The sequence below is a fragment of the Streptomyces sp. NPDC047917 genome, assembly GCF_043204345.1.
Classification (GTDB): Bacteria; Actinomycetota; Actinomycetes; order Streptomycetales; family Streptomycetaceae; genus Streptomyces; species Streptomyces sanglieri.
Map to the genome: position 1 here is coordinate 358,887 of NZ_JBIDCA010000005.1, position 26,524 is coordinate 385,410.

General features: G+C 72.8%; 24 protein-coding genes and 1 riboswitch. Of the genes, 14 read left to right on the top strand and 10 right to left on the bottom strand.

What is annotated here, in order from left to right:
- Positions 1–22: 22 nt before the first annotated feature.
- Complete coding sequence (rsmH, locus tag ACGF8B_RS14415) at positions 23–988, bottom strand: 16S rRNA (cytosine(1402)-N(4))-methyltransferase RsmH (protein ID WP_392737930.1); 966 nt, start codon at positions 986–988, stop codon at positions 23–25.
- A gap of 378 nt (positions 989–1,366) precedes the next feature.
- Between rsmH and ACGF8B_RS14420 the strand changes: the two genes are divergently transcribed.
- From ACGF8B_RS14420 to ACGF8B_RS14435, 4 genes are all read left to right on the top strand, one after another.
- Complete coding sequence (locus ACGF8B_RS14420; protein WP_392737932.1) at positions 1,367–1,930, top strand: beta-class carbonic anhydrase; 564 nt, start codon at positions 1,367–1,369, stop codon at positions 1,928–1,930.
- Positions 1,931–2,172: 242 nt separating this feature from the next.
- A complete protein-coding gene (locus tag ACGF8B_RS14425) occupies positions 2,173–3,216 on the top strand; it encodes an AAA family ATPase (protein ID WP_392737934.1) in 1,044 nt (347 codons plus the stop codon).
- Positions 3,216–4,595, top strand: a complete 1,380-nt coding sequence (locus ACGF8B_RS14430; protein WP_392737936.1) for a DUF58 domain-containing protein — start codon at positions 3,216–3,218, stop codon at positions 4,593–4,595. The genes ACGF8B_RS14425 and ACGF8B_RS14430 overlap by 1 nt, the downstream gene beginning before the upstream one ends.
- Positions 4,592–7,102, top strand: coding sequence for a DUF3488 and DUF4129 domain-containing transglutaminase family protein (locus tag ACGF8B_RS14435; protein ID WP_392737938.1), 2,511 nt, complete (start codon positions 4,592–4,594; stop codon positions 7,100–7,102). The genes ACGF8B_RS14430 and ACGF8B_RS14435 overlap by 4 nt, the downstream gene beginning before the upstream one ends.
- Before the next feature lie 370 nt (positions 7,103–7,472).
- Here ACGF8B_RS14435 and ACGF8B_RS14440 read toward each other — a convergent pair whose 3' ends face one another.
- The 3 genes from ACGF8B_RS14440 to ACGF8B_RS14450 form a co-directional block, all read right to left on the bottom strand.
- Positions 7,473–7,865 carry a DUF3040 domain-containing protein gene (locus ACGF8B_RS14440; protein ID WP_342287407.1) on the bottom strand — a complete coding sequence of 131 codons (393 nt, stop codon included), beginning with the start codon at positions 7,863–7,865 and terminating at the stop codon, positions 7,473–7,475.
- A gap of 291 nt (positions 7,866–8,156) precedes the next feature.
- Entirely contained in the window at positions 8,157–8,915 is a 759-nt protein-coding gene (locus ACGF8B_RS14445; protein WP_392737940.1) for a class I SAM-dependent methyltransferase, read from the bottom strand.
- Positions 8,916–9,017: 102 nt separating this feature from the next.
- Entirely contained in the window at positions 9,018–9,545 is a 528-nt protein-coding gene (locus ACGF8B_RS14450; protein ID WP_342287405.1) for an SAV_6107 family HEPN domain-containing protein, read from the bottom strand.
- 168 nt (positions 9,546–9,713) lie between these two features.
- Between ACGF8B_RS14450 and ACGF8B_RS14455 the strand changes: the two genes are divergently transcribed.
- The 5 genes from ACGF8B_RS14455 (at position 9,714) to ACGF8B_RS14475 (ending at position 15,790) form a co-directional block, all read left to right on the top strand.
- A complete protein-coding gene (locus ACGF8B_RS14455) occupies positions 9,714–10,517 on the top strand; it encodes an ATP-binding cassette domain-containing protein (RefSeq protein WP_392737943.1) in 804 nt (267 codons plus the stop codon).
- Complete coding sequence (locus tag ACGF8B_RS14460; RefSeq protein WP_392737944.1) at positions 10,489–12,576, top strand: YhgE/Pip family protein; 2,088 nt, start codon at positions 10,489–10,491, stop codon at positions 12,574–12,576. The genes ACGF8B_RS14455 and ACGF8B_RS14460 overlap by 29 nt, the downstream gene beginning before the upstream one ends.
- Positions 12,577–12,605: 29 nt before the next feature.
- Complete coding sequence (locus tag ACGF8B_RS14465; protein WP_259930622.1) at positions 12,606–13,217, top strand: TetR/AcrR family transcriptional regulator; 612 nt, start codon at positions 12,606–12,608, stop codon at positions 13,215–13,217.
- A gap of 407 nt (positions 13,218–13,624) precedes the next feature.
- Positions 13,625–14,242 carry a DUF4126 domain-containing protein gene (locus ACGF8B_RS14470; protein WP_392737947.1) on the top strand — a complete coding sequence of 206 codons (618 nt, stop codon included), beginning with the start codon at positions 13,625–13,627 and terminating at the stop codon, positions 14,240–14,242.
- Between the two features lie 30 nt (positions 14,243–14,272).
- Complete coding sequence (locus ACGF8B_RS14475) at positions 14,273–15,790, top strand: phytoene desaturase family protein (protein WP_392737949.1); 1,518 nt, start codon at positions 14,273–14,275, stop codon at positions 15,788–15,790.
- Between the two features lie 46 nt (positions 15,791–15,836).
- On the opposite strand, the gene ACGF8B_RS14480 is transcribed toward ACGF8B_RS14475, so the two are convergent.
- The 6 genes from ACGF8B_RS14480 to ACGF8B_RS14505 all read right to left on the bottom strand — a co-directional run bounded on the left by ACGF8B_RS14480 (position 15,837) and on the right by ACGF8B_RS14505 (position 21,079).
- Positions 15,837–16,772, bottom strand: a complete 936-nt coding sequence (locus tag ACGF8B_RS14480) for a hypothetical protein (RefSeq protein ID WP_392737950.1) — start codon at positions 16,770–16,772, stop codon at positions 15,837–15,839.
- Between the two features lie 49 nt (positions 16,773–16,821).
- The gene (metF, locus tag ACGF8B_RS14485; RefSeq protein WP_392737951.1) at positions 16,822–17,739 is read right to left on the bottom strand and encodes a methylenetetrahydrofolate reductase [NAD(P)H]; all 918 of its coding nucleotides are present in this window, start codon (positions 17,737–17,739) and stop codon (positions 16,822–16,824) included.
- A gap of 145 nt (positions 17,740–17,884) precedes the next feature.
- On the bottom strand, positions 17,885–18,538 hold the full coding sequence (gene thiE / locus ACGF8B_RS14490) for a thiamine phosphate synthase (protein WP_392737953.1): 654 nt from the start codon (positions 18,536–18,538) through the stop codon (positions 17,885–17,887).
- A gap of 105 nt (positions 18,539–18,643) precedes the next feature.
- Positions 18,644–19,009, bottom strand: a complete 366-nt coding sequence (locus tag ACGF8B_RS14495) for an Rv2175c family DNA-binding protein (RefSeq protein WP_124718155.1) — start codon at positions 19,007–19,009, stop codon at positions 18,644–18,646.
- Positions 19,006–19,389: a hypothetical protein gene (locus ACGF8B_RS14500; RefSeq protein ID WP_392737955.1), complete on the bottom strand. Its 384-nt coding sequence runs from the start codon at positions 19,387–19,389 to the stop codon at positions 19,006–19,008. Before ACGF8B_RS14500 ends, ACGF8B_RS14495 begins: the two co-directional genes overlap by 4 nt.
- A 433-nt stretch (positions 19,390–19,822) precedes the next feature.
- Positions 19,823–21,079 carry an NAD(P)/FAD-dependent oxidoreductase gene (locus tag ACGF8B_RS14505; RefSeq protein WP_392737957.1) on the bottom strand — a complete coding sequence of 419 codons (1,257 nt, stop codon included), beginning with the start codon at positions 21,077–21,079 and terminating at the stop codon, positions 19,823–19,825.
- A 207-nt stretch (positions 21,080–21,286) separates the two neighbouring features.
- Positions 21,287–21,399, top strand: a riboswitch (TPP riboswitch).
- On the opposite strand from ACGF8B_RS14505, the gene thiO reads away from it, so the two are divergent.
- The 5 genes from thiO (at position 21,397) to ACGF8B_RS14530 (ending at position 26,495) form a co-directional block, all read left to right on the top strand.
- Positions 21,397–22,581, top strand: coding sequence for a glycine oxidase ThiO (gene thiO / locus ACGF8B_RS14510; protein ID WP_392737959.1), 1,185 nt, complete (start codon positions 21,397–21,399; stop codon positions 22,579–22,581). Its footprint overlaps the riboswitch before it by 3 nt.
- Entirely contained in the window at positions 22,578–22,796 is a 219-nt protein-coding gene (gene thiS, locus ACGF8B_RS14515) for a sulfur carrier protein ThiS (RefSeq protein ID WP_392737961.1), read from the top strand. The genes thiO and thiS overlap by 4 nt, the downstream gene beginning before the upstream one ends.
- A 2-nt stretch (positions 22,797–22,798) precedes the next feature.
- Positions 22,799–23,593 (top strand): thiazole synthase, encoded by a 795-nt coding sequence (locus ACGF8B_RS14520; RefSeq protein ID WP_392737963.1) that lies wholly within the window; start codon positions 22,799–22,801, stop codon positions 23,591–23,593.
- Between the two features lie 112 nt (positions 23,594–23,705).
- Positions 23,706–25,610, top strand: a complete 1,905-nt coding sequence (pknB, locus tag ACGF8B_RS14525) for a Stk1 family PASTA domain-containing Ser/Thr kinase (RefSeq protein ID WP_392737965.1) — start codon at positions 23,706–23,708, stop codon at positions 25,608–25,610.
- Positions 25,611–25,616: 6 nt separating this feature from the next.
- Positions 25,617–26,495: a deoxyribonuclease IV gene (locus ACGF8B_RS14530; RefSeq protein ID WP_392737967.1), complete on the top strand. Its 879-nt coding sequence runs from the start codon at positions 25,617–25,619 to the stop codon at positions 26,493–26,495.
- The last annotated feature ends 29 nt before the right edge of the window (positions 26,496–26,524 follow it).

Here is a 26,524-nt window from a genome sequence, read left to right on the forward strand (position 1 = left end):
CGGGCACCCGGAGGCCGGGTGCTCATCGTTCCTCCTCGCGGATCCGCTGGGCGCCGCGCAGCCGGGCGGGGGCGGCGCGCCGGTTCTCGGCGACCTCCTCCTCGGTGGGCAGCTCCGCGCCGCGGGTCAGCAGCTTCAGCCGGGGCTGGTAACGCTCGGGGACGACCGGCAGTCCGGGCGGCGCCGTGGTGGCGGCGCCCGCCGCGAACACCTGCTTGACCAGCCGGTCCTCCAGCGAGTGGTACGAGAGGACGGCGATCCGGCCGCCGACCGCGAGGCTCTGCACGGCCGCCGGAACGGCCCGCTCCAGGACGCTGAGCTCACCGTTGACCTCGATGCGCAGGGCCTGGAAGGTCCGCTTGGCGGGGTTGCCACCGGTGCGCTTGGCCGCCTGGGGCAGCGAGTCGCGGATCAGCTCGACGAGCCGGGCGCTGTTGCTGAACGGCTCCTTCTCGCGCTCGCGCACGATCGCGGAGACGATCCGCTTGGCCTGCTTCTCCTCGCCGTACGCCCGCAGGATCCGTACCAGTTCGCCCGGCGGGTAGGTGTTGAGCACCTCGGCCGCGCCGATGCCGGTCGTCTGGTCCATGCGCATGTCGAGCGGGGCGTCCTGGGCGTACGCGAATCCGCGGTCGGCCTCGTCCAGCTGCATGGAGGAGACGCCGAGGTCGAACAGGACGCCCTGGACCTTGGGGATGCCGAGCCTGTCGAGCACCTCGGGCAGTTCGTCGTAGACGGCGTGCACCAGGGTGGCCCGGTCGCCGTACGGGGCGAGCCGCTCGCCGGAGAGCCGCAGCGCCTCCTTGTCCCGGTCCAGGCCGATCAGCCGTACGGAGGGGAAGGCGGAGAGCAGCGCCTCGCTGTGACCGCCGAGGCCGAGGGTGCAGTCGACGACCACGGGCTCCTGCGGTCCCGGCGCCTGAAGAGCCGGGGCCAACAGGTCCAGGCATCGCTGGAGCATCACCGGGACGTGTCGGGTCTGGCTCATGCGCCCTCTCAGGCTCAGGTCCCGTGTGGCCGCACGTACGGCCTGGTCCCCGCCCGCTCAGAAGGGGAGGTGGGCCGGCGCCGGGGAAGGGGCGTCGGCCGACCGCGAGCGGGAGAGGGCCGGGCCCGTACGTACGCCGCACACAGGGGAAATCTACGGAATGTGCAGGGTGTCGGTAACTTCCCGTCACTTTAGTCCACCCTGCCATTCGATCGATTCCCGATCAATCAACCCGGCTGCGCGTCGCCGGGCCCCCTGCGCACCCGCCACGACGAACGGTTGCGAGGCTTGTGGGTTACCTCACAACAAGCCTCGTCCACGTTCTTTGTCCCTTCCCGCACCCCGACGGGAGCAGGTGCGGGGGCTAACGTCGTATCCATGTCGACCTCCGCGCACTCCCCCGTCCGGCTCTCCTCGAACGATGCCGACCAGGCCCGTGACGGAGGTACGGTCACCGACCGTCTCGTCGAGGCGAACGTCCGGTACGCCGCCGAATTCGAAGACCCGGGCATGGACGCCAAGCCGGTGCTGCGCGTCGCCGTGGTCGCCTGCATGGACGCCCGGCTCGACCTGCACGACGCGCTGGGCCTGGCGCTCGGTGACTGCCACACCATCCGCAACGCGGGCGGCGTGGTCACCGACGACGTGATCCGTTCGCTGACCATCAGCCAGCGGGCCCTCGGCACGCGCAGCGTGATACTGATCCACCACACCAACTGCGGTCTGGAGTCGATCACCGAGGAGTTCCGCCAGGAGCTGGAGGTGGAGGTCGGCCAGCGTCCGGTCTGGGCGGTCGAGGCGTACAAGGACGCCGACCAGGACGTACGGCAGTCGATGCAGCGCGTGCGCACCTCGCCGTTCCTGCTGCACACCGACGACGTCCGCGGCTTCGTCTTCGATGTGACCACCGGTCTGCTGCGGGAGATCCTTCCCGTCGTCTGACCTCCCCGGCACCACCCTCCAGGAACCGAAAACCCCATCGAAACCGGCATTTCGCCCCCAGTTGTCCACAGGCGAGTGACACGAAGCGGTAACGGCGACGAGAATGCGCGTGTGACATCCCGCCGGACGTGTCCGAAGGGGTGTCCGTGTTTCGGGGTGGGCTGGACCGCTGCGTGCGCCGGCCCGTGAATGGGGTACCCCACTGCTCCTGGAGAGCGTGGGGCAGGGCCGAGGAGGGCCGGGTGACGACCTATGACGATCGAGCGAGCCTCACAGATCTGACCACGACCGCGGAGCGGGTGCGCGGGTCGGTGGAGAGTGTGATCGAGGGCAAGCCTGAGGTCGTACGGCTTTCGCTGACCGTACTGCTGGCGGAGGGGCATCTCCTCATCGAGGACGTCCCCGGGGTCGGCAAGACGATGCTGGCCAAGGCTCTGGCACGGTCCATCGACTGCTCGGTGCGGCGCATTCAGTTCACGCCGGACCTGCTGCCTTCGGACATCACCGGTGTGTCCATCTTCGACCAGCAGCGGCGCGACTTCGAATTCAAACCGGGCGCGATCTTCGCCCAGATCGTGATCGGCGACGAGATCAACCGGGCCTCGCCGAAGACCCAGTCGGCGCTGCTGGAGTCCATGGAGGAGCGCCAGGTCACCATCGACGGACACAGCTACGAGCTGCCCGATCCGTTCATGGTGGTGGCCACCCAGAACCCGGTGGAGATGGAGGGCACCTATCCGCTGCCCGAGGCCCAGCGCGACCGGTTCATGGCGCGGGTCTCGATCGGCTATCCGAGTGCGGAGGCCGAGCTGCGGATGCTCGACGTGCACGGCGGCCTCCCGCCGCTCGACGACCTCCAGCCGGTGGCGCACGCCCACGACATCGTGAAGCTGATCGACGCGGTGCGCACGGTCCATGTGGCCGACGCCGTGCGGCGGTACGCGGTGGAGCTCGTCGCGGCCACCCGCAGCCATCCCGATCTCCGGCTCGGCGCCTCGCCGCGGGCCACCCTGCATCTGCTGCGCGCGGCGAAGGCCTCCGCGGCTCTGAGCGGCCGGGACTACTGCCTGCCGGACGATGTCCAGGCGCTGGCGGTCGCGGTGCTCGCGCACCGCCTGCTGCCGACGGCACAGGCCCAGCTGAACCGCCGTACCGCCGAGCAGGTCGTGCAGGAGATCCTCCGGCAGACACCGGTTCCGACCGCGGACGGCGGAACGCAGGTGCAGCCGCAGCACCAGCCGGGCCGGGTGCCGTACGGCCGGCAGCCCGGCGCACGGCGGGTGTGATGGCCGCCGGGGGGCCGGCCGCGACGGACGACGGCGGCGAGAAGGGCGCTCTGCGCGCCGCGCTGAGCGGGCTGACCACGCGTGGGCGGTCCTTCCTGGCGGCCGGGATCGCCGCGGCGGTCTGCGCCTATGTGCTCGGGCAGGCCGATCTGCTGCGGGTCGGGCTGCTGCTCGCCGCGCTGCCGCTGGTCTGTGTGGTGGTGCTCGTCCGCACCCGGTACCGGGTCGCGGGCACCCGGCGGCTGTCGCCGTCCCGGGTCCCGGCAGGCTCGGAGGCCCGGGTCCATCTGCGGATGGAGAACGTGTCACGGATGCCCACCGGGCTGCTGATGCTCCAGGACCGGGTGCCCTATGTGCTCGGGCCGCGCCCCCGGTTCGTGCTGGACCGGGTGGAGGCGGGCGGCCGTCGCGAGGTGTCCTACCGGGTGCGGTCGGATCTGCGCGGGCGCTATCCGCTCGGGCCGTTGCAGCTGCGGCTGAGCGATCCGTTCGGGATGTGCGAGCTGACCCGTTCGTTCAGCGCGTACGACACCCTCGTCGTCATTCCGCGGACCGAGCCGCTGCCTCCGGTGCGGCTGGCCGGGGAGGCGTCGGGGTACGGCGAGGGACGGCAGCGTTCGCTGGCGCTGGCCGGTGACGACGACGTGATCCCGCGCGGTTACCGGCACGGCGACGATCTGCGCCGGGTCCACTGGCGCTCCACCGCGCGCTACGGCGAGCTGATGGTGCGCCGCGAGGAGCAGCCGCAGCGGGCCAGGTGCACGGTCCTGCTGGACACCCGGCAGATCGCCTACCAGGGGGCGGGGCCCGACTCCGCCTTCGAGTGGGCGGTGTCCGGGGCGGCGTCCGCGCTGGTGCACATGCTGGAGCGCGGCTTCGCCGTCCGGCTGCTGACCGACGACGGGACCGCGGTGCCCGGCGACGGCGCGGGCGGTTTCGCCGGATCGACGCAGGAGTCCGCCGATTCGGCGGGGCTGATGATGGACACGCTGGCGGTGGTCGGCCACTCCGACGGCAGTGGCCTGTCGCGCGCGTACGACGTGATGCGAGGTGGCAACGAGGGGCTGCTGATCGCGTTCTTCGGCGATCTGGACGAGGAGCAGGCGGCGGTGGCGGCGCGGATGCGGCAGCGCAGCGGCGGTGCCGTCGCGTTCGTGCTGGACAGCACGGACTGGGTGCAGGGCGACGTCCCGCCCGCGGGGGCGGAGGCGGCGTCCGAGCGGCGGCTGCGGCTGCTGCGGGAATCGGGGTGGACGGCGGTGGCGGTCTCGCCCGGGGCCGGGCTCGCCCGGTACTGGCGGCAGGCGGGGCAGCAGGGTGTGGCGGCACAGTCCGCCGCGGCGGACGGCACGACGGGTTTCTCCGGGGGATGGTCATGAGCGGTCGTGGTCGGCTGGCGCTGTGCGCCTTTGCGGCGACGCTGATGGCGGCGGCCTCGATGCTGCCGCTGGTCGAGCCTGCCGGGTGGATCCTGCAGGCGGCGTTCCTGCTGGCGGTCCAGAGCGGGATGGGCGCGCTGGTCCGCCGGGCGCCCGTGCCCCGTGCGCTGGTCGTCGCGGCGCAGGCGCTGGTCACGCTGGTCCTGCTGACGGTGGTGTTCGCCAGGCAGCAGGCGATGGCCGGTCTGCTGCCCGGCCCGGAGGCCGTCCAGCGGCTGTCGCATCTGCTGACGTCGGGCGCCGAGGACGTGGGCAGGTACGCCGCCCCGGCTCCCGTGACGGACGGCATCCGGCTGATGCTGATCGGCGGTGTGCTGCTGGTCGGCCTGGTGGTGGACGCCCTCGCGGTGACGTTCCGCAGCGCGGCCCCGGCCGGCCTGCCGCTCCTCGCGCTCTACTCGGTGGCCGCGGGGCTGTCCGGAGGCGGGGCGGACTGGCTCTGGTTCCTGCTGGCGGCCGGTGGATATCTGCTGCTCCTGCTGGCGGAGGGCCGGGACCGGCTCTCCCAGTGGGGGCGGGTCTTCAGCGGCGCGACCGGCAGGCCCCCGGGAGGACCGGCGCTCGGAGCGGCGCTCGCGGGCAGCCGGCCGACGGCCCCGGTCCGTACCGGACGCCGCATCGGTGCGCTGGCGCTGGGCGTCGCGCTGGTCGTCCCGGCGGCGCTGCCTGCGCTCGAAGGCGGAATGCTGTTCGGCGCGGGCGCCGGCAGCGCCGGCAAGGGGGGCGGCGGCACCATCTCCGCGGTGAACCCTCTGGTCTCGCTGCAGGACAATCTGAACCAGCCGGAGAACCGGCAGGTGATGTCCTACCGCACCAATTCCGGCGCCCCGCAGGACTTCTACCTGCGCATCCTGGCCCTGGACCAGTTCAACGGCAGCGAGTGGCGGCCCTCCACCCGCCGTCTCAAGGACGTGCCCAAGCGGCTCCCGGCGCCGGAGGGCCTCGGGCCCGACGTGGCGGTCACCGAGATCACGTCGAACATCTCCGCGTCCCGCTCCTACCAGCAGACCTATCTGCCGCTCCCCTACCCGGCGACCGAGGTCGGCATCGACGGGCGCTGGCGGTACGAACCGGAGGGGCGGACCCTCGTGGGCGACCGCGGGGAGACGACCCGCGGCGCGCAGTACCGGGTCTCCAGCCTGGTGGTCGAACCGACCGCCGAGCAGCTCGCCTCGGCGGGCCCGGCGCCGGCGGAGCTGCGGCGCGAGTACACCCGTGTTCCCGGCTCACTGCCGAAGATCGTGGAAGAGACCGCGAACCAGGTGACCCAGGGCGCCGCCAACGATTACGAGCGGGCGGTGAAGCTGCAGGACTACTTCGCCTCGGACGGCGGCTTCAGCTACAACACCTCGGTGAACTCGGGCACCGGCAGCGCTGCGATCACCCGGTTCCTGAAGGAGAAGCAGGGCTTCTGCGTCCACTTCTCCTTCTCGATGGCCGCGATGGCCCGGACGCTGGGCATACCGGCCCGGGTCGCGGTGGGCTTCACCCCGGGCACCGGGCAGCCGGACGGTTCGGTCTCGGTGGGGCTGCGCGATGCGCACGCCTGGCCCGAGCTGTACTTCGAGGGCGTGGGGTGGACCCGGTTCGAGCCGACCCCGACGCGGGGCACCACACCCCCGTACACCCAGCAGAATGTCCCCACGGGCGACACGGACATCCCGGCCCTGCCCGAGAAGGGCTCCTCGGCGGCTCCGTCGGCCGCACCGTCCGTCCCGGACAGCTGCCCGGCGCAGATGCGCAAGCAGGGCGAGTGCGGCAGCGTGGCGGCACCGGGCGTGAAGCCGCCGACGGATTCGGGGACGCCGACGGGCACCGTCGTCGGTGTGGTGCTGCTCGCCGTGGTGCTGCTCGCGCTGCCCCTGCTGCCGCTGCTCTGGCGGTTGCGGGCACGCAGGCGCAGGCTGGGTCTCTCCGCCGGGCGTACGCCGGGGGGCGGTCGGCTCGCAACGCCGCCCATGGGGCAGGGCAGCACCGGCGGCGACCGGGGCCGGGGCGTCGAACCCGACGCACCGGAGTACGCCACGGCCCGGACGCTGGCGGCCTGGCAGGAGATCACCGACACCGCCTGGGACCACGGCATCGAACCGGACGACTCCCGGACCCCACGCAAGGCGGCGGACCGGGTGGTGCGGCTGGGGCAGCTCGGACCCGACGCGGCCGATGCGGTGCACCGGGTGGCCGGAGCGGTGGAGCAGGTGCTCTACGCCCCTGAGCCCCGGGTGAGCACCGGCCTGGCCGAGGACGTGGCGACGGTACGGGCCGGTCTGCGGGCGTCCGCCGGCCGCCTGGCCCGGATCCGGGCGGTCGTGGCTCCGCGTTCGGCCGTTCGGGTGGTCTGGGCGGCCGCGGACCGCTGGGCGGCGTTCACCGGCGGATGGACGGCGCTGTGGAGCCGTGACCGGTGGGCGGGGTGGCTGCGGCGCCCGTCGCGCCAGCAGGGTTGACCTGGGGCGTGGTCCGCGGCAGGTCGCGGACCGCGCCCCGCCGCGCCGACGGCGGCTGTCCCACGAGGCTCGGCCGACGGCAGCGGCGGTCCGGCCCGCCCCTGTGCGGCCGGGCGGGGCCGCCCAGGTACGCCCCGCCCGCCGAAGCCTCCGCCCGCTCGAAGCCCCGGCCCCTGCCCCGGCCCCTACCCCTGCCTCGGCCCCGACTCCTGCCCCCCGCTCCCGCACGGGAAGTCGGCTACCTCTGATCCTGCTCAGGCACGGCAATCGGCCCGGTGGCCCGGTACGAGTCCGCGGTGACCGGTCCCGGGCATACGTGAGGGGCGGCCGCGTCGCCGCGGCCGCCCCTCACCCAAGTGTGTCCGAGGACCTACTGGCCCTGCTCGTCGCGGCGGCGCTGCCACCGCTGCTCGATCCGGTTCATCACGGTCCGGCGTTGCCTGGGCCGGCTGCGCTCGCCACCGCGCCCGGCTGCCGGATGCTCGCCCGGTTTGGGCGCCTTGCGCCAACCAGTGACCGCAAGGACCGCGCAGCCCAGCATGACGAGAAAACCCACCACGCTGATCCAGATCTGCTGGGCGACCATTCCGGTCATGAGGAGCGCGATACCCACAAGGAAGCCTGCGACCGCCTGGTAGACCCGTCGCCGGGTGTACGTACGCAGCCCGCTTCCCTCGAGCGCTGTCGCGAACTTGGGATCTTCGGCGTACAGCGCTCGCTCCATTTGCTCGAGCATTCGCTGCTCGTGCTCCGAGAGCGGCACGGAGTCCTCCTCGTCGTCGGCCGCGGGGGGCGGCCGGTATGCGGCCCTTCCAGGATAGGCAGGGAATCGCCCCCGTGAAACCCGCCTTCTTGCCCATCAGCCAGTCCGGGCCGCCACGACGGCTCAGCTGCTGAGGCGTTGATTCCCCAACCTCCGATCCGTCATGCCGGATGGTGTCCCCCGATCATACGGGGCGAAGCCCCCGATCGGGGGGCCCGGTGCGTACTCCGTCTGCCGCTGCGTCGCTGATCAGCAGCGCTACGGCCGAGCTACCACCGGACCCGACCGCGCTCAGGCGCGCTTGGTGCCCAGAACGTGCAGCTGCGTCGCCACCGAGTGGAAGGCGGGCAGTTCGGCCGCGGCGGACTCCAGCTTCAGCAGGGCCTCGACCGCACCGGGCTCCGTGTCCACCAGCACGCCCGGCACAAGGTCCGCGAAGATCCGTACGCCGTGGACCGCACCGACCTCGACATCGGCACCGGAGACCAGCTCGGTGAGCTGCTCCGCGGTGTAGCGCCGGGGCACCGGGTCGCCCTCGCCCCAGCGGCCCGCCGGGTCGTCGAGCGCCTGCCGGGCCTCGGTGAAGTGTCCGGCGAGCGCCCGGGCCAGGACGGCGCCACCGAGCCCGGCGGCGAGCAGGCTGAGTGCACCGGACGGCCGGAGCGCCGCCACGGCGTTGCGCACCCCTTCGGCCGGGTCGTCCACGTACTCCAGGACGCCGTGGCACAGCACCGCGTCGTACCCATCGCGCTCGACCACGTCGAACAGGCCGTGGATGTCGCCCTGGACACCGCGGACCCGGTCGGCGACCCCGGCCTCGGCCGCGCGGCGCTCCAGCGCGAAGAGCGCGTTGGGGCTGGGGTCGACGACGGTGACACGGTGGCCGAGACGGGCGACCGGCACCGCGAAGTTGCCGGTGCCGCCGCCGGTGTCCAGCACATCCAGGGCGTCCCTGCCGGTCGCCTTCACCCGGTGGTCGAGGGCGTCCTTGAGGACCTCCCAGACCACGGCGGTACGGAGGGAGGCGCGGGGGCGCAGCTGGTCCGACACGGCAGATGACTCCTCGGCACGGTGCCGCCTGGGACGGCGGAGCGTGAACAGTGCAGGTGGTACGAGCGCTGCCCACCCTATTGCCTCACACCGCCGCTGCCGTCATCCCGCGTCCGGCCGCTCCCTCCTGGCCTGCGGAAGCACCGGCTGGAGCACCAGCAGCCGCTCGACCAGACGCAGGAACATCGCCGCGTCACGCAGCAGGTCGTCGGCGTCCCGCCGGCTGGCGGCACCCGGTATCCCGGCTTCCGCGCGGGCCCGGCGGCGGGCGCCGGAGGCGAACAGCGCGCTCCACTCGGTCAGCTCGGGGGCGATTTCGGGCAGGACCTCCCAGGCGCTGCGGATGCGCCCGCGGCGCCGCCCGGACGTCTCCGGGCGGGCCCGCGCGGCGAGCACCGCGGCGGCGGTGCGCAGCGCCGCGAGGTGGGCGGTGGCGTACCGCTCGTTCGGCACGTCGAGAACGGCGGCCTCGTCGAGGCCGGCGCGGGCCTTGGCGAGCAGATCGAGGGCGGCGGGCGGCGCCGTGGTGCGGCGCAGAACGGGGTGGACATCGCTTGCCGGGCCGGTCAGTGAGGGGGCAGGGCCGTCTGCGCGGCGCCGGGGTGCGGCTGCTGCGGACGAGTGGGCCATGACGAAACCTCCTGTCTCGTGTAACGGCTCCGTGGCCGTATGTATCCATCGTGGGGGTCACCACTGACAATCGGTCTCGACCCCGCCCTGACCTGCTCTTTTGCTTCGTTCGCAAGTTCGGGCTACCTTTTTGAACTGACCGGTCAGTTCAAAACAGGGGGAGGGACCGTGGACAGCCCGCACGGGGCATCCGTCACCGCCGAGAACTTCGGCCTCAAGGGACCGCGCGGCTGGGCCTTCCGGGGCCTGGGGGTCGACGCCGGGCCCGGTTCGCTGGTGGCGATCGAGGGCCCGTCCGGCTCCGGCCGCACCTGCCTGCTGCTCGCCCTCACCGGCCGGATGCGCCCCACCGAGGGCCAGGCGAAGATCGGCGGGCTGCGCCTGCCGCGCAAGATGGCCGCCGTACGCCGCATCGCCGCGCTGGGGCCCGTCCCGGGTGTCAGCGAGCTCGACCCGGCCTTCACCGTCGCCGAGCACCTGCGCGAGCGGGCCCTGCTGCAGCGCCGCTTCGACGGTTCGCTGCGGGCCCTACTGCGTCCGCGTGCCGAACGGATCGCCACCGCCCGGGGACGGATCGACGCGGCGCTGGACGCCGCCGGGCTCGACCCGGCCACGCTGCCCAAGGGCGAGCGGACCTCCGTACGGGACCTGGAACGGCTGGAGGCACTGCGGCTGTCCATCGCCCTCGCGCTGATCGGCAACCCCCGGCTGCTCGCGGTGGACGACACCGATCTCAAGCTCTCCGACGCCGAACGCGCCGAGGCCTGGGAGCTGCTGCGGTCCGTCGCGGCCGGCGGCACCACCGTGCTCGCCGTCTGCAGCCAGGCGCCCGAGGGCGCGATCACCCTGCGCACGGACACCGCTGCCGGGGCCGACCCGGCCGGGGAAGAAACCGCCGAGGCAGGCACGACCGAGACAGACACGACCGAGGAAGGAACGGCCGATGCGTTCGCCGAGACTGGCCGCGCTTGAGCTCAGGCGCTTCGGCAGGGGAAAGCTGCCGCGCGCCGCACTCGTCGCACTGCTGCTCCTGCCGCTGCTCTACGGCGCGCTGTACCTGTGGTCCTTCTGGGATCCGTACGGCCGCCTCGACAAGATCCCCGTCGCGCTGGTCAACAACGACCAGGGCACCACCGCCGCCGGCAAGCGCGTCGCGGCCGGCGACGAGATCACCGGCAAGCTCCTCGACTCCAAGGTCTTCGACTGGCACGAGGTGAGTTCCGCCGAGGCCGACAAGGGTGTCGAGGACGGCACGTACTACCTCTCGCTCACCATGCCGTCGGACTTCAGCAGGCGGATCGCGTCCAGTTCCGGTGACTCCCCCGAGACCGGCGCCCTCCAGGTGCGGACCAACGACGCCAACAACTACATCGTCGGGCAGATCTCCCGGACGGTCTTCTCCGAGGTGCGCACCGCCGCGTCGACCAATGCCTCGCGCGGCTTCTACGACCGGATCTTCATCAACTTCTCCGACCTCCACGACGCGACGGCGAAGGCCGCCAAGGGGGCCGACGACCTCAAGGGCGGCATCGGCAAGGCCAAGAAGGGATCGGAGGATCTCGCGGACGGGCTCAAGGACGCCAAGGCCGGCAGCGGCCGGCTGGCCGGCGGGATCGTCAAGCTGAACAAGGGCGCGGGCGATCTGGAGACCGGCTCCCGGCAGGTGGCCGACGGCACCCAGCAGCTCGCCGACAAGGTGAACGGGGTGGCGGCCGACGTCCGCCCGTTCCTGAAGGACAACGGCAAGTCGATCGCCGACACCGCCCGGCTGGTCTCCGACTCCTCGCAGACCGTGCTGGACAACCTCGACCTGCTGGTGAAGGCGGCACCCACCGCGGCCACCGCCGCCCACACGGCCTCCGACGACCTGGCCGAGATCCACCGCACCACCTGCGTGGACCAGCAGCCCGACGACCCCGACGTCTGCCCGCCGCTCAAGCGCGCCACGACCACGGCGGCCGATGTCGCGAAGGTCGCCGACGACGTGAACGTACTGGTCACGAACCAGAACGGGGACCTGAAGAAGCTGCGCACCCAGCTGACCACGTTCCAGCGGCAGGCCGACGACCTGGCCGAGCACGCACCGCGGCTGGACGAGGACCTGGAGTCCGCCGTCAAGAAGATCAACGCGCTCAACACCGGCGCCCACAAGGTCGCCAAGGGGGCCGACGACCTGCACACCGGCCTGGCCACGGCCAGGACCGGCTCCGCCGACCTGGACTCCGGTGTGAGCGACCTCAGGAAGGGCGCGACGAACCTGGACGGCGGGCTGATCCGGCTCGGCGACGGCTCGGCCACCCTCGCCGAGGGGCTCAACGACGGCGTCGGCAAGATCCCCGACTACGACAAGAAGGACCGCGACGCCCGTACCGGGGTCATGGCCGACCCGGTGCAGCTGGCCTCCCAGTCGCTGCACGCGGCCCCCAACTACGGCACCGGCTTCGCGCCCTACTTCATCCCGCTCTCCCTCTGGGTCGGCGCGATGGTGGCCTACATGCTGATCCAGCCGCTCAACCGGCGCGCGCTCGCCGCCGGGGCCTCCGCCTGGCGGATCGCCTTCGCGGGCTGGCTGCCGGTGGCCGCGATCGGTCTGCTCCAGGTGGCCGCCCTGATGTCCGTACTGCACTGGGGACTCGGCCTGCAGATGACCCGCGCCGCCGGAACGGTCGGCTTCCTGGCACTGGTGACCTGCTGCTTCGCCGCGATCGTTCAGTGGCTGAACGCCCGGTTCGGAGCCGCGGGACGGATCCTCGTACTGGCGGTGCTGATGCTCCAGCTGACCTCGGCCGGGGGAACGTATCCCGTCCAGACCAGCCCCGGGTTCTTCAACGCGATCCACCCCTACCTGCCGATGAGTTACATCGTCGAGGGGCTGCGCCGGCTGATCACGGGCGGCGGCCTGGGCCCGGTCTGGCAGGGCAGCGCGGTGCTGCTGGCCTTCACCGCGGGGGCGCTGGCCCTGACCGCGCTCGCCGCACGCCGCAAGCAGGTGTGGACCCTGGACCGGCTGCACCCGGAGCTGAGCCTGTGAGCACGCCGGAACCTGTGAGAATCGGGGGCATGGAAAGCAGCAGCACCACGCGTCGGCGGGCCACCCGGCAGAAGCTCTACGAGGCGGCCGTGACCCTCATCGCCGAGAAGGGCTTCTCCGCGACCACGGTGGACGAGATCGCCGAGCGGGCCGGGGTCGCCAAGGGCACGGTCTACTACAACTTCAAGAGCAAGACCGAGCTCTTCGAGGAGCTGCTGCGTCATGGCGTCGGGCTGCTGACGGCCTCGCTGCGCTCCGCGGCCGAGGAGACCGAGGAGCGCGGCGGCACCAAGGTCGAGGCCCTGGACGGGATGATCCGGGCCGGCCTGGTCTTCATCGACCGCTATCCGGCCTTCACCCAGCTGTACGTCGCGGAGCTGTGGCGCACCAACCGGGCCTGGCAGGGCACGCTCCTGGTGGTGCGTCAGGAAGCCGTCGCGGTGGTCGAGGGGGTACTGCGCGAGGGCGTGGGCAACGGTGAGCTGAGCGAGGAGATCGACATCCCGCTGACGGCGGCCGCGCTGGTCGGCATGGTGCTGGTGGCGGCCCTGGACTGGCAGGCGTTCCAGCCGGAGCGTTCGATCGACGATGTGCACTCGGCGCTGTCGCTGCTCCTGTACGGGCGGGTCAGCGGGCGCTGACCCGCCCGGCCCGGCGCGTGGCGATCGCGGCGCGCGCGGCACGGAAGACGCCGGTCCGGCGAGGCTCGATCCCCCCGAGCCTCCGCCGGACCGGCGTCTTCCGTGCTGCCGGAGAGCCTTCCCCCGTGGCCCCGTTCTCCCCCGTGGCCCCGGACTCTCCGTCGAACTCCCCCGTGCTTCCCCCGATTTCCCTCGTTTCCCCTCGTGCCGGAGGGAGCGCCGCGACCGTTCCGCCGCCCCGTGTCGGCGGTGCGGGAGCCGCGCCCCTCTCCGTGCGCTCCACTCTCCCGTCCGCGCAGGTGGGAGCCCATCCGCACACCTACTCATCTCGTCGCCTAGGTACGGATACTCAGGCCTGCGCACCGAACCCCTCCCCGGCGTTGCGCCATCTGGTTACGATCGCGTCCGTGTCCGTACTTCCTCTGGTATTCACAAGCGGCTGGGCGAGCGGGATCAACTCCTACGCGGTGGTCCTGCTGCTCGGCGTCTTCGGCGTGACCGGTCTGAGCGACGAGGTTCCCGCATCACTGCAGCGCACCGATGTCCTCGTGGTGGCCGGCGTGCTCTTCCTGTGCGAGGTGGTGGCGGACAAGATCCCGTACGTGGACACGGTCTGGGACTCGGTGCACACCGTCGTCAGGCCGCTCGCCGGTGCCGTCGTGGCCGCGTTGCTGGCCGGTGAGAGCGGTTCACTGCCGGAACTCGCGGCGGCGGCGATCGGCGGGTCCACTGCGCTGATGAGCCATCTGGTGAAGGCGGGCACCAGGATGGCGGTGAACTCCTCCCCCGAGCCGTTCAGCAATGTCGCGGTGAGCATCGCCGAGGACCTCGGCGTCGCCGGGATCGTCACCTTCGCGATATTCCATCCGGTGGCGGCCGCGGTCATCGCGGGGACGCTGTTGCTGCTGGGCATCGTCGTAGTGGCCTTCCTGGCCTCCAGAATCCGCCGGTTCCTGCGCCGCAGGGCCCAGCGGCGCGAGGAGAAACGCCTGGCCGGAGCGGGTGCGCACCAGCCGCCGGGGTGACTGTCGGTGGCGGCCGTTAAGGTCACTGACATGGCACGTATTGCGGTGATCGGCGCCGGGATGGGCGCGATGGCGGCGGCCGCCCGGCTCGCCGTGGCAGGCCACCGGGTGACGGTGTACGAGCGGTCGGAGACCTTCGGCGGTTCGGTGGGCCGGTACGCCCATGAGGGCTTCGTCTTCGACACCGGCCCGGCGCTGCTCCATCTGCCCGCCGTCTACCGCGACCTGTTCGTGAAGACCGGCAAGGAGCCGCTGGAGCGGTGCGTCACGATGACGCAGGTCGATCCGGCGAGCCGCCACCTGTTCGCCGACGGCACGGCGGTCTCGCTGCCGAACGCCTCGCGGGCCGGGGTCGTCTCCGCGCTCGACGGCGCGCTCGGCGGCGGTGCGGGCGCGGTCTGGGGCGGGTTCCTGGACCGGGCCCGCGACGCCTGGGACCGGTCACGTCGCCCGCTCCTGGAGGAGCCGCTGCGCGCCGACCGTCAGGTGCTCGGCCGCGATCCCTATCCGGCGCTCCGGCAGCGCCGCCTGCTGCGCTCCGCCCGGCAGGCGGGCACGGTCGCGGAGATCGGCGCGTGGGAGCTGACGGACCCCCGGCTGGCCGCGCTCCTCGACGGGTACGCCCTGTCGTACGGGCTCGACCCGCAGCGCGCACCGGCGGCGGCGGCCCTGCTGCCGTACATGGAGGAGACGTTCGGCAGTTGGTACGTCTCCGGTGGGACACGGGCCCTGGCGCGGGCGGTGTACGAGCGGTGCCTGGCCCGGAAGGTCGAGTTCGCCTTCGGCACCGAGGTGGCCCGGGTCGTCGAGAAGGACGGCCGGGCGGCCGGCGTCGAGCTGGCGGACGGGACGGTCGCGGAGGCCGGTCATGTGGTGCTGGGGGCCCGGCCGTGGCCGGGGCTGGTGCCGGGTCAGGAGCTGTGGCAGGACGACGACATGGCGGGGCGGCCGGGCCCCGGGCACGGATCGGTGCCGGGCCGGTTCATGGTTCTGCTCTCGTTGCGCGGCGCCCGGCCCTCGGAGACCGCGCACCGGACGGTGGTGCACCCGGCCGACGGTGCGGCGGAGCGCGAGGCGGTGTTCGGCGGACGGCTCGCCGAGCGTCCCACGGTGACGGTGCTGCGCCCCGACGACCCGTCGACCCGTCCCGACGACGGCCACGAGGCGGTGACCCTGACGGCGACGGTCGCCCCGCACGGCGCGGTGGACTGGACGGACCCGGCGGTGCGCGAGCGGTGTGCCGATTCGCTGATCGAGGCGGCGGCCGCGGCCGTGCCCGGGATACGGGAGCGGCTGCTCCGCGCCGAGGTGCGGACGCCGGCCGAGACGGCCGCCGAGACCGGCGCCGAGGGCGGTTCGGTGCCCGCGCCCGCGCTGGCCGGGGCGGGCGGCGCGTATCTGCGTCCCGGCAATCGCACCCGGCTGCCGGGGCTCTACGCCGCGGGCGGCTGGTCGCACCCCGGCGGCGGGCTCGCGCACGCGGGCATGTCCGGAGCCCTGGTCGCCGGGCTGATCGTGGAGGGCGACGACTTCCGCGGCTCGCAGTGACCTCCGCGCCTCGCGGGCTCCCGCTGGTCCGGGCAGCCGTCCGTCGTCAGTAGCGGTACTGCTGTTCGTCGTAGCCGTTGCCGTTGTTGTAGCCGTTCGGGTACGGGGCGGGCTGTGCGGGCGGCTCCGGCGGTGCGGCCGGGTACTGCTCGCCCTCGCGCTGCTGCGGCACCCAGACGCCGCCCGGCGGGGTGTCGGTGGCGTACTGCTGGGCGTACGGGTCGGCGGGGTACTCCTGCCGGCCGCCGAAGCTGTCGTAGCCGTTGCCGTTGCCGTAGCCGTCGTACGCGTCGTACTGCGGGGCGCCGCCGGTGGTGCCGGTCCCGATGTACGGGTCGGAGTAGGCGGCGTACTGCTGCCGGTCGGTCCCGTAGTCGTACTGCCCGGCGAGCGGGTCCTGACCGGCGTAGGCGTCGTGCCCGGCGTAGGCGTCCTGGCCCGGGGAACCGTACGGGGCGGGGTCGGTGTACGGCTCGTAGGCGGCGTACTGGGGCTGGGGCTGCTCCTGGGGGTCCTGCTCCTGCCGGGACCGGTGGTGGTCGGAGTAGACGCCGTACTGCCCGGTGTCGTCCGGCATCGGCTCGGGTTCGTAGACCGCCTCGGCCGGAGCCCCGGGGGCGGGCTGCGGGGCGTTCTCGTCGTGCGCCATCTCCAGGTCCGACACCTGGAGGGTGGGCCCGCGGCCCTCCCGCTCGCCGCCGCCGCGACGACGACGGCTCTCACCGGGGTTGCCCCCTATGGCCCAGCCGGTGGAGAACCCGCGCCGGAAGGAGAGCGTGACGTACGTCTGGCCGGTCGCGAAGGCGATCGTGCCGAGGACGATGACGAACACCGACGGCATCAGCACGCCGACGACCACGATGCCGAAGCCCGCGAAGGCGAGCAGACGCCATCTCAGGCGCGCCTTGTACTGCAGGAGCACCTCGCCGAGCAGCCACAGCGCGACGATTCCGAACGCGATGTAGAGGACTGTCCAGCCCATGCCCGCCCCCTCCTACGGCCACCCCCCGGGTCGCGGCGGGTACGGCCGGTCACGACTGCTTGTGCAGTCCGAGATTTTCGTAGATTTCGAGCGTCGCCGTCGAGTTGTTGAGCGTGATGAAGTGCAGTCCGGGCACACCCTCGGATCGCAGCCTCGCGCAGAACTGCGTTGCGAAGTCGATGCCAATGGAGCGTACAGCGGCGGGATCGTCCTTGGCGGCGAGGATGCGTTCTTTCAGGGACGAGGGGAAAGACGCGTTGCTGAGCTGCGCAAATCTGTCCAACTGTTTGACGCTGGTCAGTGGCATGACTTCGGGAATGATCGGAGTTTCGCAACCCGCAGCGACCACCCGGTCACGCATACGCAGATAGTCCTCCGGATTGAAGAACATCTGCGTGATCGCATAGTCGGCACCGGCGCGGCACTTGTCCACGAAATGCCGGATGTCGGTGTCCCAGTCGGTCGATCGCGGGTGCATCTCGGGAAATGCCGCGACGCCGACACAGAAATCACCGGATTCCTTGATGAGCCGGACGAGATCGGCCGCGTACCGCACGCCCTGCGGGTGCTCGATCCACTCGCCCATCGGGTCGCCCGGCGGGTCTCCGCGCACGGCGAGGATGTTCCGGATCCCGGCGTCCGCGTACTGCCCAACCATGTTGCGCAGCTCGGCGACGGAGTGGTTGACCGCCGTGAGGTGGGCGACCGGAGTGAGGGTGGAATCGGCCGCGATCTGCTCGGTGGCCTTGACCGTCCCGGCCCGGGTGGAGCCACCGGCCCCGTAGGTCACGGAGACGAAGCTCGGCCGCACCGCCTCGACCCGGCGCAGCGCGTTCCAGAGGTTTCGCTCGCCCTTCTCGGTCTTGGGCGCCCAGAACTCGAACGAGTACGAGGTCTTGCCGGTCGCGAGGAACTCACGCACCGTGCGTGCGTGATCTGTCCTGGTGGATGGTGTGCCAAGGGCCATACCGGCAGGTTAACCAGAGCGCGACGGCCGATGGACCGGACCAGCATGAATTGCCCGAATTGACTGGTTGTTTGTCCATCCCTCGGACAGTCGGCCGGATATCGCCTCCCGGCCGCCGGAGACCGCTTCCGGCCGGTCGGCCGGATCACACCGCGGCGCGCTCCCTGATCCTCCTGGCCAGGCCGGCGGTGGCGGCGGCCGGATCGGCGGCCTCGGTGATCGCCCGGACGACGACCACCCGACGGGCCCCGGCGTCCAGCACCTCGTCGAGATTGCCGGCGTCGATCCCGCCGATGGCGAACCAGGGACGCGGCTGGTCGAGCGAGGCGGCGTACCGCACCAGGTCCAGGCCCGGGGCGTGCCGCCCGGGCTTGGTCGGGGTGGCCCAGCAGGGGCCGGTGCAGAAGTAGTCCACGCCGGGCTGGGCGACGGCCGCGTCGACCTCGGAGCGGGCGTGTGTGGAGCGGCCGATCACCACGTCCCGGCCGATGACGGCGCGGGCGGCGGGCACCGGCAGGTCGCCCTGGCCGAGGTGCAGCACATCGGTGCCGATGGCATGGGCGACGTCGGCCCGGTCGTTCACGGCGAGGAGCTTGCCGTGGCGCCGGCACGCCTCGGCGAGGACGGCCAGATGGTCGAGCTCCTCGGCCGCCTCCATGCCCTTGTCGCGGAGCTGGACGATGTCCACCCCGGCGGCGAGGACGGTGTCGAGGAACTCGGGGAGGTCGCCCTGGCGCCTGCGGGCGTCCGTGCACAGATAGAGCCGGGCGTCGGACAGCAGCGCGCGAGGCGTGGACATGGTGCGGTTCCCCCCTGGGAGAGCGTGGTGGAGCGGTTGTCGACGGTCGGTGCGGGCGCGGGCCGCGCGCTCTCGCGCGGCCCGCGCCTCACCTGCGGCCGGCCGTCAGACGGCGAGCGCCTGGGCGCGGCGCTTCACCTCCGTGCCGCGATTCTCGCTCAGTGCCTGGGCGGGGGTGCCGGGCAGGGTCGGGTCGGGGGTGAAGAGCCACTCAAGCATCTCTTCGTCGTTGTAGCCGTCGTCCCTCAGGAGCGTCAGGGTGCCGGAGAGGCCCTTGACCACCTTGTCGCCGTCGATGAAGGCGGCGGGCACCTGGAGCGTCCGGTTCTCACCACGTCGTACGGCGATCAGCTGGCCCTCCTTGACCAGCTGCCGCACGCGCGTCACCTGGACATCGAGCATTTCGGCGATGTCGGGCAGGTGCAGCCAGGCGGGGACGAGAGCATCGATCTTTGCGTCAATCTCGGTCACGGGGACAAGCCTGCCATCCCGCGCCGACAGCCGATACCCGGACTCAGCCCTTCAGGGCCACCGCGGCCACGCCGGCGAGGCGGCAGTGGCCCTGCCGGTCGCCGGGCGACCCGGCCGTGCGCGGTCGCCAGGGACCGCGAGCAGCGGGCCCCGGTGCCGGTGGTGCCCCGGTACGTCTCGGACGAGGCGCCGCCGGCGGCCCGGACCACGCCGTTCTCGCGGGCGGGGCCGCCGGTCGTGTCCACGGTGTCGTCCGTGACCGCGTCCGTGCGCCACCGGTGCGCGTGGACCGTCCTGGATGTGGCGAGAAGCACTCGGCGCCGGGTGACGGCGGCCTTCGGTTCGTAGGTGTCGTGGTCGCCGTGCAGCGGGGTGTCCATGCCGACGCCGATGGGGTGGGACCGGGCGTGCCGGCGGGCCTCGGTGCGCGGTGCCGGTCTTCGTCGTCACGGTGGTCGCGCCGTGGTCGCGCCGGCGCGTCGTCTGCTGCTGCCCGGTCCTGGGGACCGTGTCGTCGTTGGTGTACGCGGAGTTCCGCCCGACGGTGGTGGTGACCCGGCCCTTCGAGGTCCGGACGCAGCCCGGGATCTTCCGGGAGCGCCCGGTCGGCACGGCGACATGGGTGGAGCGGTGCCGCGCGGGGTCCGGACGGTCTTCACCACCGGCCGGTCGGTGAGGGTGTCGACGGTGACCCTGCCGCCGGTCCGGGCCGCGTGCGCGCCGGTGCGGAGGAAGAGCGAGATGCACCGGTTCCTGGCCGCCGTCCAGGGGGGCCGCCCGCGTTCCGGACGCCCCCGTACGCCCTGCGGCACGCTACTGACGGATCGCCGACTTCAGCGGTACGGCCGGGTCGGCGGCCCGTTCGGGATCGAGCCGCGCCCCCGCCTCGATGAGCTTGCGCCCCTGGGCCAGATCGCGCGGCCGCCCGACGGCGAGCACCGCGACCAGGACATCGTCCCGCAGCCAGCACACCGACCAGGCGGGTCCGGCCGGATCGCCGCGCCACAGCAGGGTGTCGGCGTTCCCGTGGTGGCCCGCGTACTGCACGAACCGGTCGAACTGCTCGGACCAGAAGTACGGCACGGGGTCGTACGCCACCGGCTCCGGGACGTCGTCGGCCGCCGCGCCGATGATGTTGGCGGCGGCGGTGCGCGGGCCCTGGAGCGCGTTGTCCCAGTGGTGGACGAGCAGGCGTTCGCCGTACCGGGCGGAGGGGAACGAGGCGCAGTCGCCCACCGCGTACACATCGGGCGCCGAGGTGCGCAGCGCCTCGTCGGCGGTCACCGATCCGTCGGGGCCGAGCGCGATGCCCGAACCGGCCAGCCAGCCGGTGGCGGGGCGGGCGCCGATTCCGACGACGACCGCTCCGGCCGGGACGGTACGCCCGTCCGCGAGGACCACCCGGCCCGGCTCGATGCGCTCGACCCGGGCCCCGGTGAGGAGTTCGGCGCCGGTCTGCGCGTACCAGGCGGCCATCGGGGCGGCGACCTCCGCGGGCATGGCGCCCGCCAGGGGCCGGTCGGCGGCCTCGACGACGGTGACCGCGCAGCCGGCGGCGCGGGCCGCGGTGGCGAACTCGGCGCCGATCCAGCCCGCGCCGACGACCACGACGCCGTGCTGCTCGTCGAGGACCGGCCGCAGCCGTGCCGCGTCGTCGAGGGTGCGCAGCAGATGGACGCCGGGAACGCCCTCGGTGCCGGGCAGGACGACCGGTTCGGCACCGGTCGCGATCACCAGGGCGTCGTAGGGAACGGGCCCTTCCGGGGTGTCCAGTTCGTGCGCGTCCGGCCGGACACCGGTCACCTCACGCCCCAGGTGCAGCTCGATCTCCAGCGCCTCGAAGTCGATGTCGAAGGCGGAGTCCTCGGCCTTGCCGAGCAGCACCGCCTTGGACAGCGGGGGGCGGTCGTAGGGCTGGTGCGGTTCCGCGCCGATCAGGGTGACGGGGCCGGTGAAGCCCTGTTCCCGCAGGGCCACCGCGGTCTGCACCCCGGCCATGCCCGCGCCGACGACGACGACGCGGCGTCCTGTCCGCCGGTCCGGCTGCTCTGACTGCTGCTGATCGCTCACCCGTACACCATAAGCACCTGATTGATCGTCAGGAAAGGGTGGGTTGCCCGACCCTGCTCGTCCCGCCGCCCTGCCGCGGCTCCCGCTCCCACCACTTGTCCGGCCGGATCCGGCCGTCCTCCCGGTGCGGGCGATGACGTCGGGCGGGCGGGCCGTGTGACAGCTCCCGCACCGGTCCGGTGGGGGCGGGGTTTAGGGTGGCCGACGTAAGACACTCGCGGGAGCCCGGACGCACCGGGCTGAGAGGGAGGCTGGGCGGCCTCCGACCGTACGAACCTGATCCGGGTCATGCCGGCGAAGGGAGGGGCTGGAAGCCCATGCGTTCTTCTCGGAACGGGAACGGATCCGATGTCCTCGTCATCGGGGGCGGGATCATCGGCCTGGTGACGGCCTGGCGGGCCGCTCAGCGCGGACTGCGTACGGCGGTGGCCGACCCCGAACCGGGTGGCGGCGCCGCCCGGGTGGCGGCCGGCATGCTGGCCGCCGTCACCGAACTCCACTACGGCGAACAGCTGCTGCTGGGCCTCAACGTCGCCTCGGCCGCCCGCTATCCGGCCTTCGTGGCCGAGCTGGAAGAGGCGAGCGGCCAGGAGACCGGCTTTCGCACCTGCGGCACGCTGGCCGTCGCGCTGGACTCCGACGACCGTGCCCATCTGCGGGATCTGCATGCCCTCCAGCAGCGTTCGGGCCTCGAATCGGAGTGGCTCACCGGCCGTGAGTGCCGTCGGCTGGAGCCGATGCTCGCGCCGGGCGTCCGGGGCGGCCTGCGGGTCGACGGCGACCACCAGATCGATCCCCGCCGGCTGGCCGCCGCCCTGCTGACCGCCTGTGAACGGGCCGGGGTGGTCTTCCACCGCGGCTGGGTGGAGCGGCTGGGCGTGGTGGGCGGCAGGGCCTCCGGGGCGGTGCTCGCCGGAGGTACGGAGCTGGCCGCCGACCAGGTCGTGCTCGCCGCGGGGAGCCTCAGCGGGCGGCTGCCCGGGCTGCCGGACGAGGTGGTGCCACCGGTCCGGCCGGTGAAGGGCCAGGTGGTGCGGCTGACCGTGCCCGCCGGGTACGCGCCGTTCCTGAGCCGGACGATCCGGGCAGTGGTCCGGGGCGGCCACGTCTACCTCGTACCGCGCGAGAACGGCGAGCTGGTCGTCGGTGCCACCAGCGAGGAGATGGGCTGGGACACCGCGGTCACCGCGGGCGGGGTCTACGAGCTGCTGCGCGACGCCCACGAGCTGGTCCCCGGCATCACCGAACTGCCGCTCACCGAGACCCTGGCCGGCCTGCGCCCCGCCTCCCCCGACAACGCCCCGCTGCTGGGCCCCACCGCCCTGCCCGGCCTCCACCTCGCCACCGGCCACCACCGCAACGGGGTGCTGCTCACCCCCATCACCGGCGACGTCATGGCGGAGTTCCTCACCGGCGGCGAGCCGCCCGAGCCGGCCCGCCCCTTCACCCCGCACCGTTTCGCCTCCGCCACCGCCTCCGTACGTCAGGAGCAGCCCGCATGACCGAGTCCGCACCGCCCACCGTGTCCGTGAACGGCGAGGCCCGTCCGGTCGCCGCCGGCACCACCCTGGCATCGCTCGTCGCCTCGCTCACCACCGCGCACACCGGTGTCGCGGCCGCCGTCAACGAGACCGTCGTACCGCGCGGCCGGTGGTCCACCGCCGTGCTCCGTGACGGCGACCGCGTCGAGGTCCTGACCGCCGTCCAGGGAGGCTGACCGTGTCCGACGACCTCTTCACCCTCGGCGGCACCGCGTTCGGCTCCCGGCTGATCATGGGTACGGGCGGGGCGGCCGGCCTCGACGTGCTGGAGCGCTCGCTGACCGCCTCCGGCACCGAGCTGACCACCGTCGCGATGCGCCGCCTCGACCCGACCGTCCAGGGCTCGGTGCTCTCCGTCCTGAAGCGGCTCTCCATCCGCGTGCTGCCGAACACGGCGGGGTGCTTCACCGCGGGTGAGGCCGTGCTGACCGCCCGGCTGGCCCGCGAGGCGCTCGGCACCGACTGGATCAAGCTGGAGGTGGTGGCGGACGAGCGGACCCTGCTGCCCGATCCGATCGAGCTGCTGGACGCCGCGGAGATCCTGGTGGACGACGGCTTCACCGTGCTGCCGTACACCAATGACGACCCGGTGCTGGCGCGCCGGCTCCAGGACGTGGGGTGCGCGGCGGTGATGCCGCTCGGCTCCCCCATCGGCTCCGGGCTCGGCATCCGCAATCCGCACAACTTCCGGCTGATCGTCGAACAGGCCCGGGTGCCGGTGATCCTGGACGCGGGCGCCGGGACGGCCTCCGACGCGGCGCTCGCGATGGAGCTGGGGTGTGCGGCGGTGATGCTGGCGTCCGCGGTGACCCGGGCCCAGGAGCCCGAGCTGATGGCGGCGGCGATGCGTCACGCGGTGGAGGGCGGGCGGCTGGCGTACCGGGCCGGCCGGATTCCGCGCCGCCACTTCGCCGAGGCGTCGTCGCCGGTGGAGGGGCGGGCGGTGCTGGACCCGGAGCGCCCGGCCTTCTGAGCCGCCGGTACGGCGGTGGAACGCGTGTTCCTGTCACGGCTCGGCTTCAGTACGGCCCCGGGACCGCCCCGGCCCGTGGGTCGTGTCCGTGGCGGCTCGTAGACTCGCCTGCGTGGATACGACCCTCCAGGACCCTCTTGTCGGGCAGCTGCTCGACGGCCGCTACCGCGTCGATGCCCGCATCGCCGTGGGCGGCATGGCCACGGTCTACCGGGCCGTGGACACCCGGCTGGACCGGGTGCTCGCCCTCAAGGTGATGCACCCGGCGCTGGCGACCGACGCCTCGTTCGTCGAGCGCTTCATCCGCGAGGCCAAGTCGGTGGCCCGGCTCGCGCACCCCAATGTGGTCGCGGTCTTCGACCAGGGCGCCCAGGGGCAGTACGTCTACCTGGCGATGGAGTACGTCGCGGGCTGCACGCTGCGCGACGTGCTGCGCGATCGCGGCGCCCTCCAGCCGAGGGCCGCGCTGGACATCCTGGAGCCGGTCCTCGCCGCGCTCGGCGCCGCACACCGGGCGGGGTTCGTGCACCGCGACATGAAGCCGGAGAACGTCCTGATAGGGGACGACGGCCGGGTCAAGGTGGCCGACTTCGGCCTCGTGCGCGCGGTGGGCACCGTCACCAACACCACCGGGTCCCTCCTGGGCACGGTCTCCTATCTCGCCCCCGAGCAGATAGAGAACGGCACGGCGGACACCCGCACCGACGTGTACGCCTGCGGCGTCGTGCTGTACGAGATGCTGACCGGCTCCAAGCCGCACGGCGGCGACACCGCCGCCCAGGTGCTCTACCAGCACCTCAACGAGCCCGTTCCGGCGCCGTCGGCCGCCGTCCCGGGGCTCCCGGCCGGGCTGGACGACCTGGTGGCGAGCGCCACCGCCCGCAATCCCGAGGGCCGCCCGTTCGACGCGGTGGCGCTGCTCGCCGAGACCCGTGCGGCCCGCTCCGGCCTCACCGACGCCCAGCTGGACGCCGTGCCGCCGCAGGCCACCGCCGAGACGCACGACGCCGCCGAGGACCGCACCAGCGTGATCCCGCGGCTGCTCCCGGCCGGCCAGGGCGTCTCGCACCACACCAGTCGGCTGGAGGTGCCCCCGCCCACCGCGCCGCAGGACCGGCGCCGCCGCGGTCCGCGGCGCTCGGTGGTCGCCGTGGTCGTCGGCGTGCTGCTGGCGCTGGGGATCGGCACCGGTGTCTGGTACATCAACTCCGGGCAGTTCACCCAGGTCCCCCTGCTGCTCGGCCAGACCGAGAAGGACGCCCGGCAGCGGCTCTCGAAGGCCGGCCTGGAGCTCAAGGGCGTCGAGCGGGCGTACAGCGACACCGTGGACCGCGGCAAGGTCATCAGCAGCGATCCGGGGTCCGGCGAACGCGTCAGGGGCAACGACGCGGTGAAGCTCGTCGTCTCGCGCGGCCCCGAGATCGTGAAGGTGCCCGACGTCCGGGACCTCTCGCTCGCCGACGCCAGGCGTGAGCTGAAGAAGGCCGGCCTGGTACCGGGCATGGTCACCAAGGAGTTCAGCGACGGGACGGTCCGGGGCGACGTGATCCGTACGGACCCGGCGGCGGGCACCGAGCGCCACCCGGACTCGGCGGTCGCCCTCCATGTCAGCAAGGGCGCCCCGGTGGACGTCCCGGACGTCAGCGGGCTGTCCGTCGCGGACGCCACCGCCACGCTGGCGGACGAGGGGCTCAAGGCCAAGGTGCTGCCCGGCCGGGTCCATTCCCCCGAGGACGCGGGCGACATCGCCCGGCAGTCGCCGGGCGCGGGTGCCGAGGCCGCCGAGGGCGACACCATCGAGCTCACGGTCTCCGACGGGCCGCGGATGATCGACGTCCCCGACGTCACCGGGAAGGACGTCGACGAAGCCACCAGCGAGCTGAAGGACGCGGGCTTCGAGGTCAAGGTCGACCGTCCGTTCCTGTCCTTCAGCGACACCGTCGCGAGCCAGTCCGTCGACGGCGGCGAGCAGGCCGCCGAGGGCAGCACCATCACCATCAAGACCAAGGGACTCTAGATCCATATGCGCAACCCAGTCGGCGGCCACATCCCGGTGGCCGGCGGCCTCGCCAAGGTCGGCCTCCCCTACGCCCGCGAGATGGGGGCGGAGGCCGTCCAGGTCTTCGTCGCCAATCCGCGCGGCTGGGCGACCCCGGTCGGAAGTCCGGCCCAGGACGAGCGGTTCCGCGCCGAGTGCGCCGCCGCGTCCATGCCGGCGTACGTGCACGCCCCGTATCTGATCAACTTCGGATCGCACACCGGGGCGACCGTGGAGAAGTCGGTGGACTCGCTGCGCCACTCGCTGCGCCGGGCCCGCGAGATCGGCGCCCTGGGCGTCGTGGTGCACACCGGGTCGGCGACCGGCGGGCGGCCGCGCGAGCAGGCCCTCGCGCAGGTGCGCACGCACATGCGGCCGCTGCTGGACGAGCTGACGCACGACGACGACCCGTATCTGCTGCTGGAGTCGACCGCCGGGCAGGGGTTCTCGCTCTGCTCGCGGACCTGGGACTTCGGCCCGTACTTCGACGCGCTCGACGCCCATCCCAGGCTCGGCATCTGCCTCGACACCTGCCACATCTACGCGGCGGGCCACGACCTGACCGGGCCGGTGGGCATGCGGCAGACCCTGGACCAGCTGGTGGCGACGGTCGGCGAGGGCCGGCTGAAACTGATCCACGCCAATGACTCCAAGGACGTGGTGGGAGCCCACAAGGACCGGCACGAGAACATCGGCGCCGGGCACATCGGCGAGGAACCCTTCCGCGAGCTCTTCTCGCACCCGGCGACCGAAGGCGTACCGCTGATCATCGAGACGCCGGGCGGCAAGGAAGGCCACGCGGCGGATGTGGCGCGGCTGAAGGGGCTGCGCGACCTGGACCGACGGAGCTCCCCGACCCATTGAGGAATACCCCAGGGGGGTATACGGTTCCT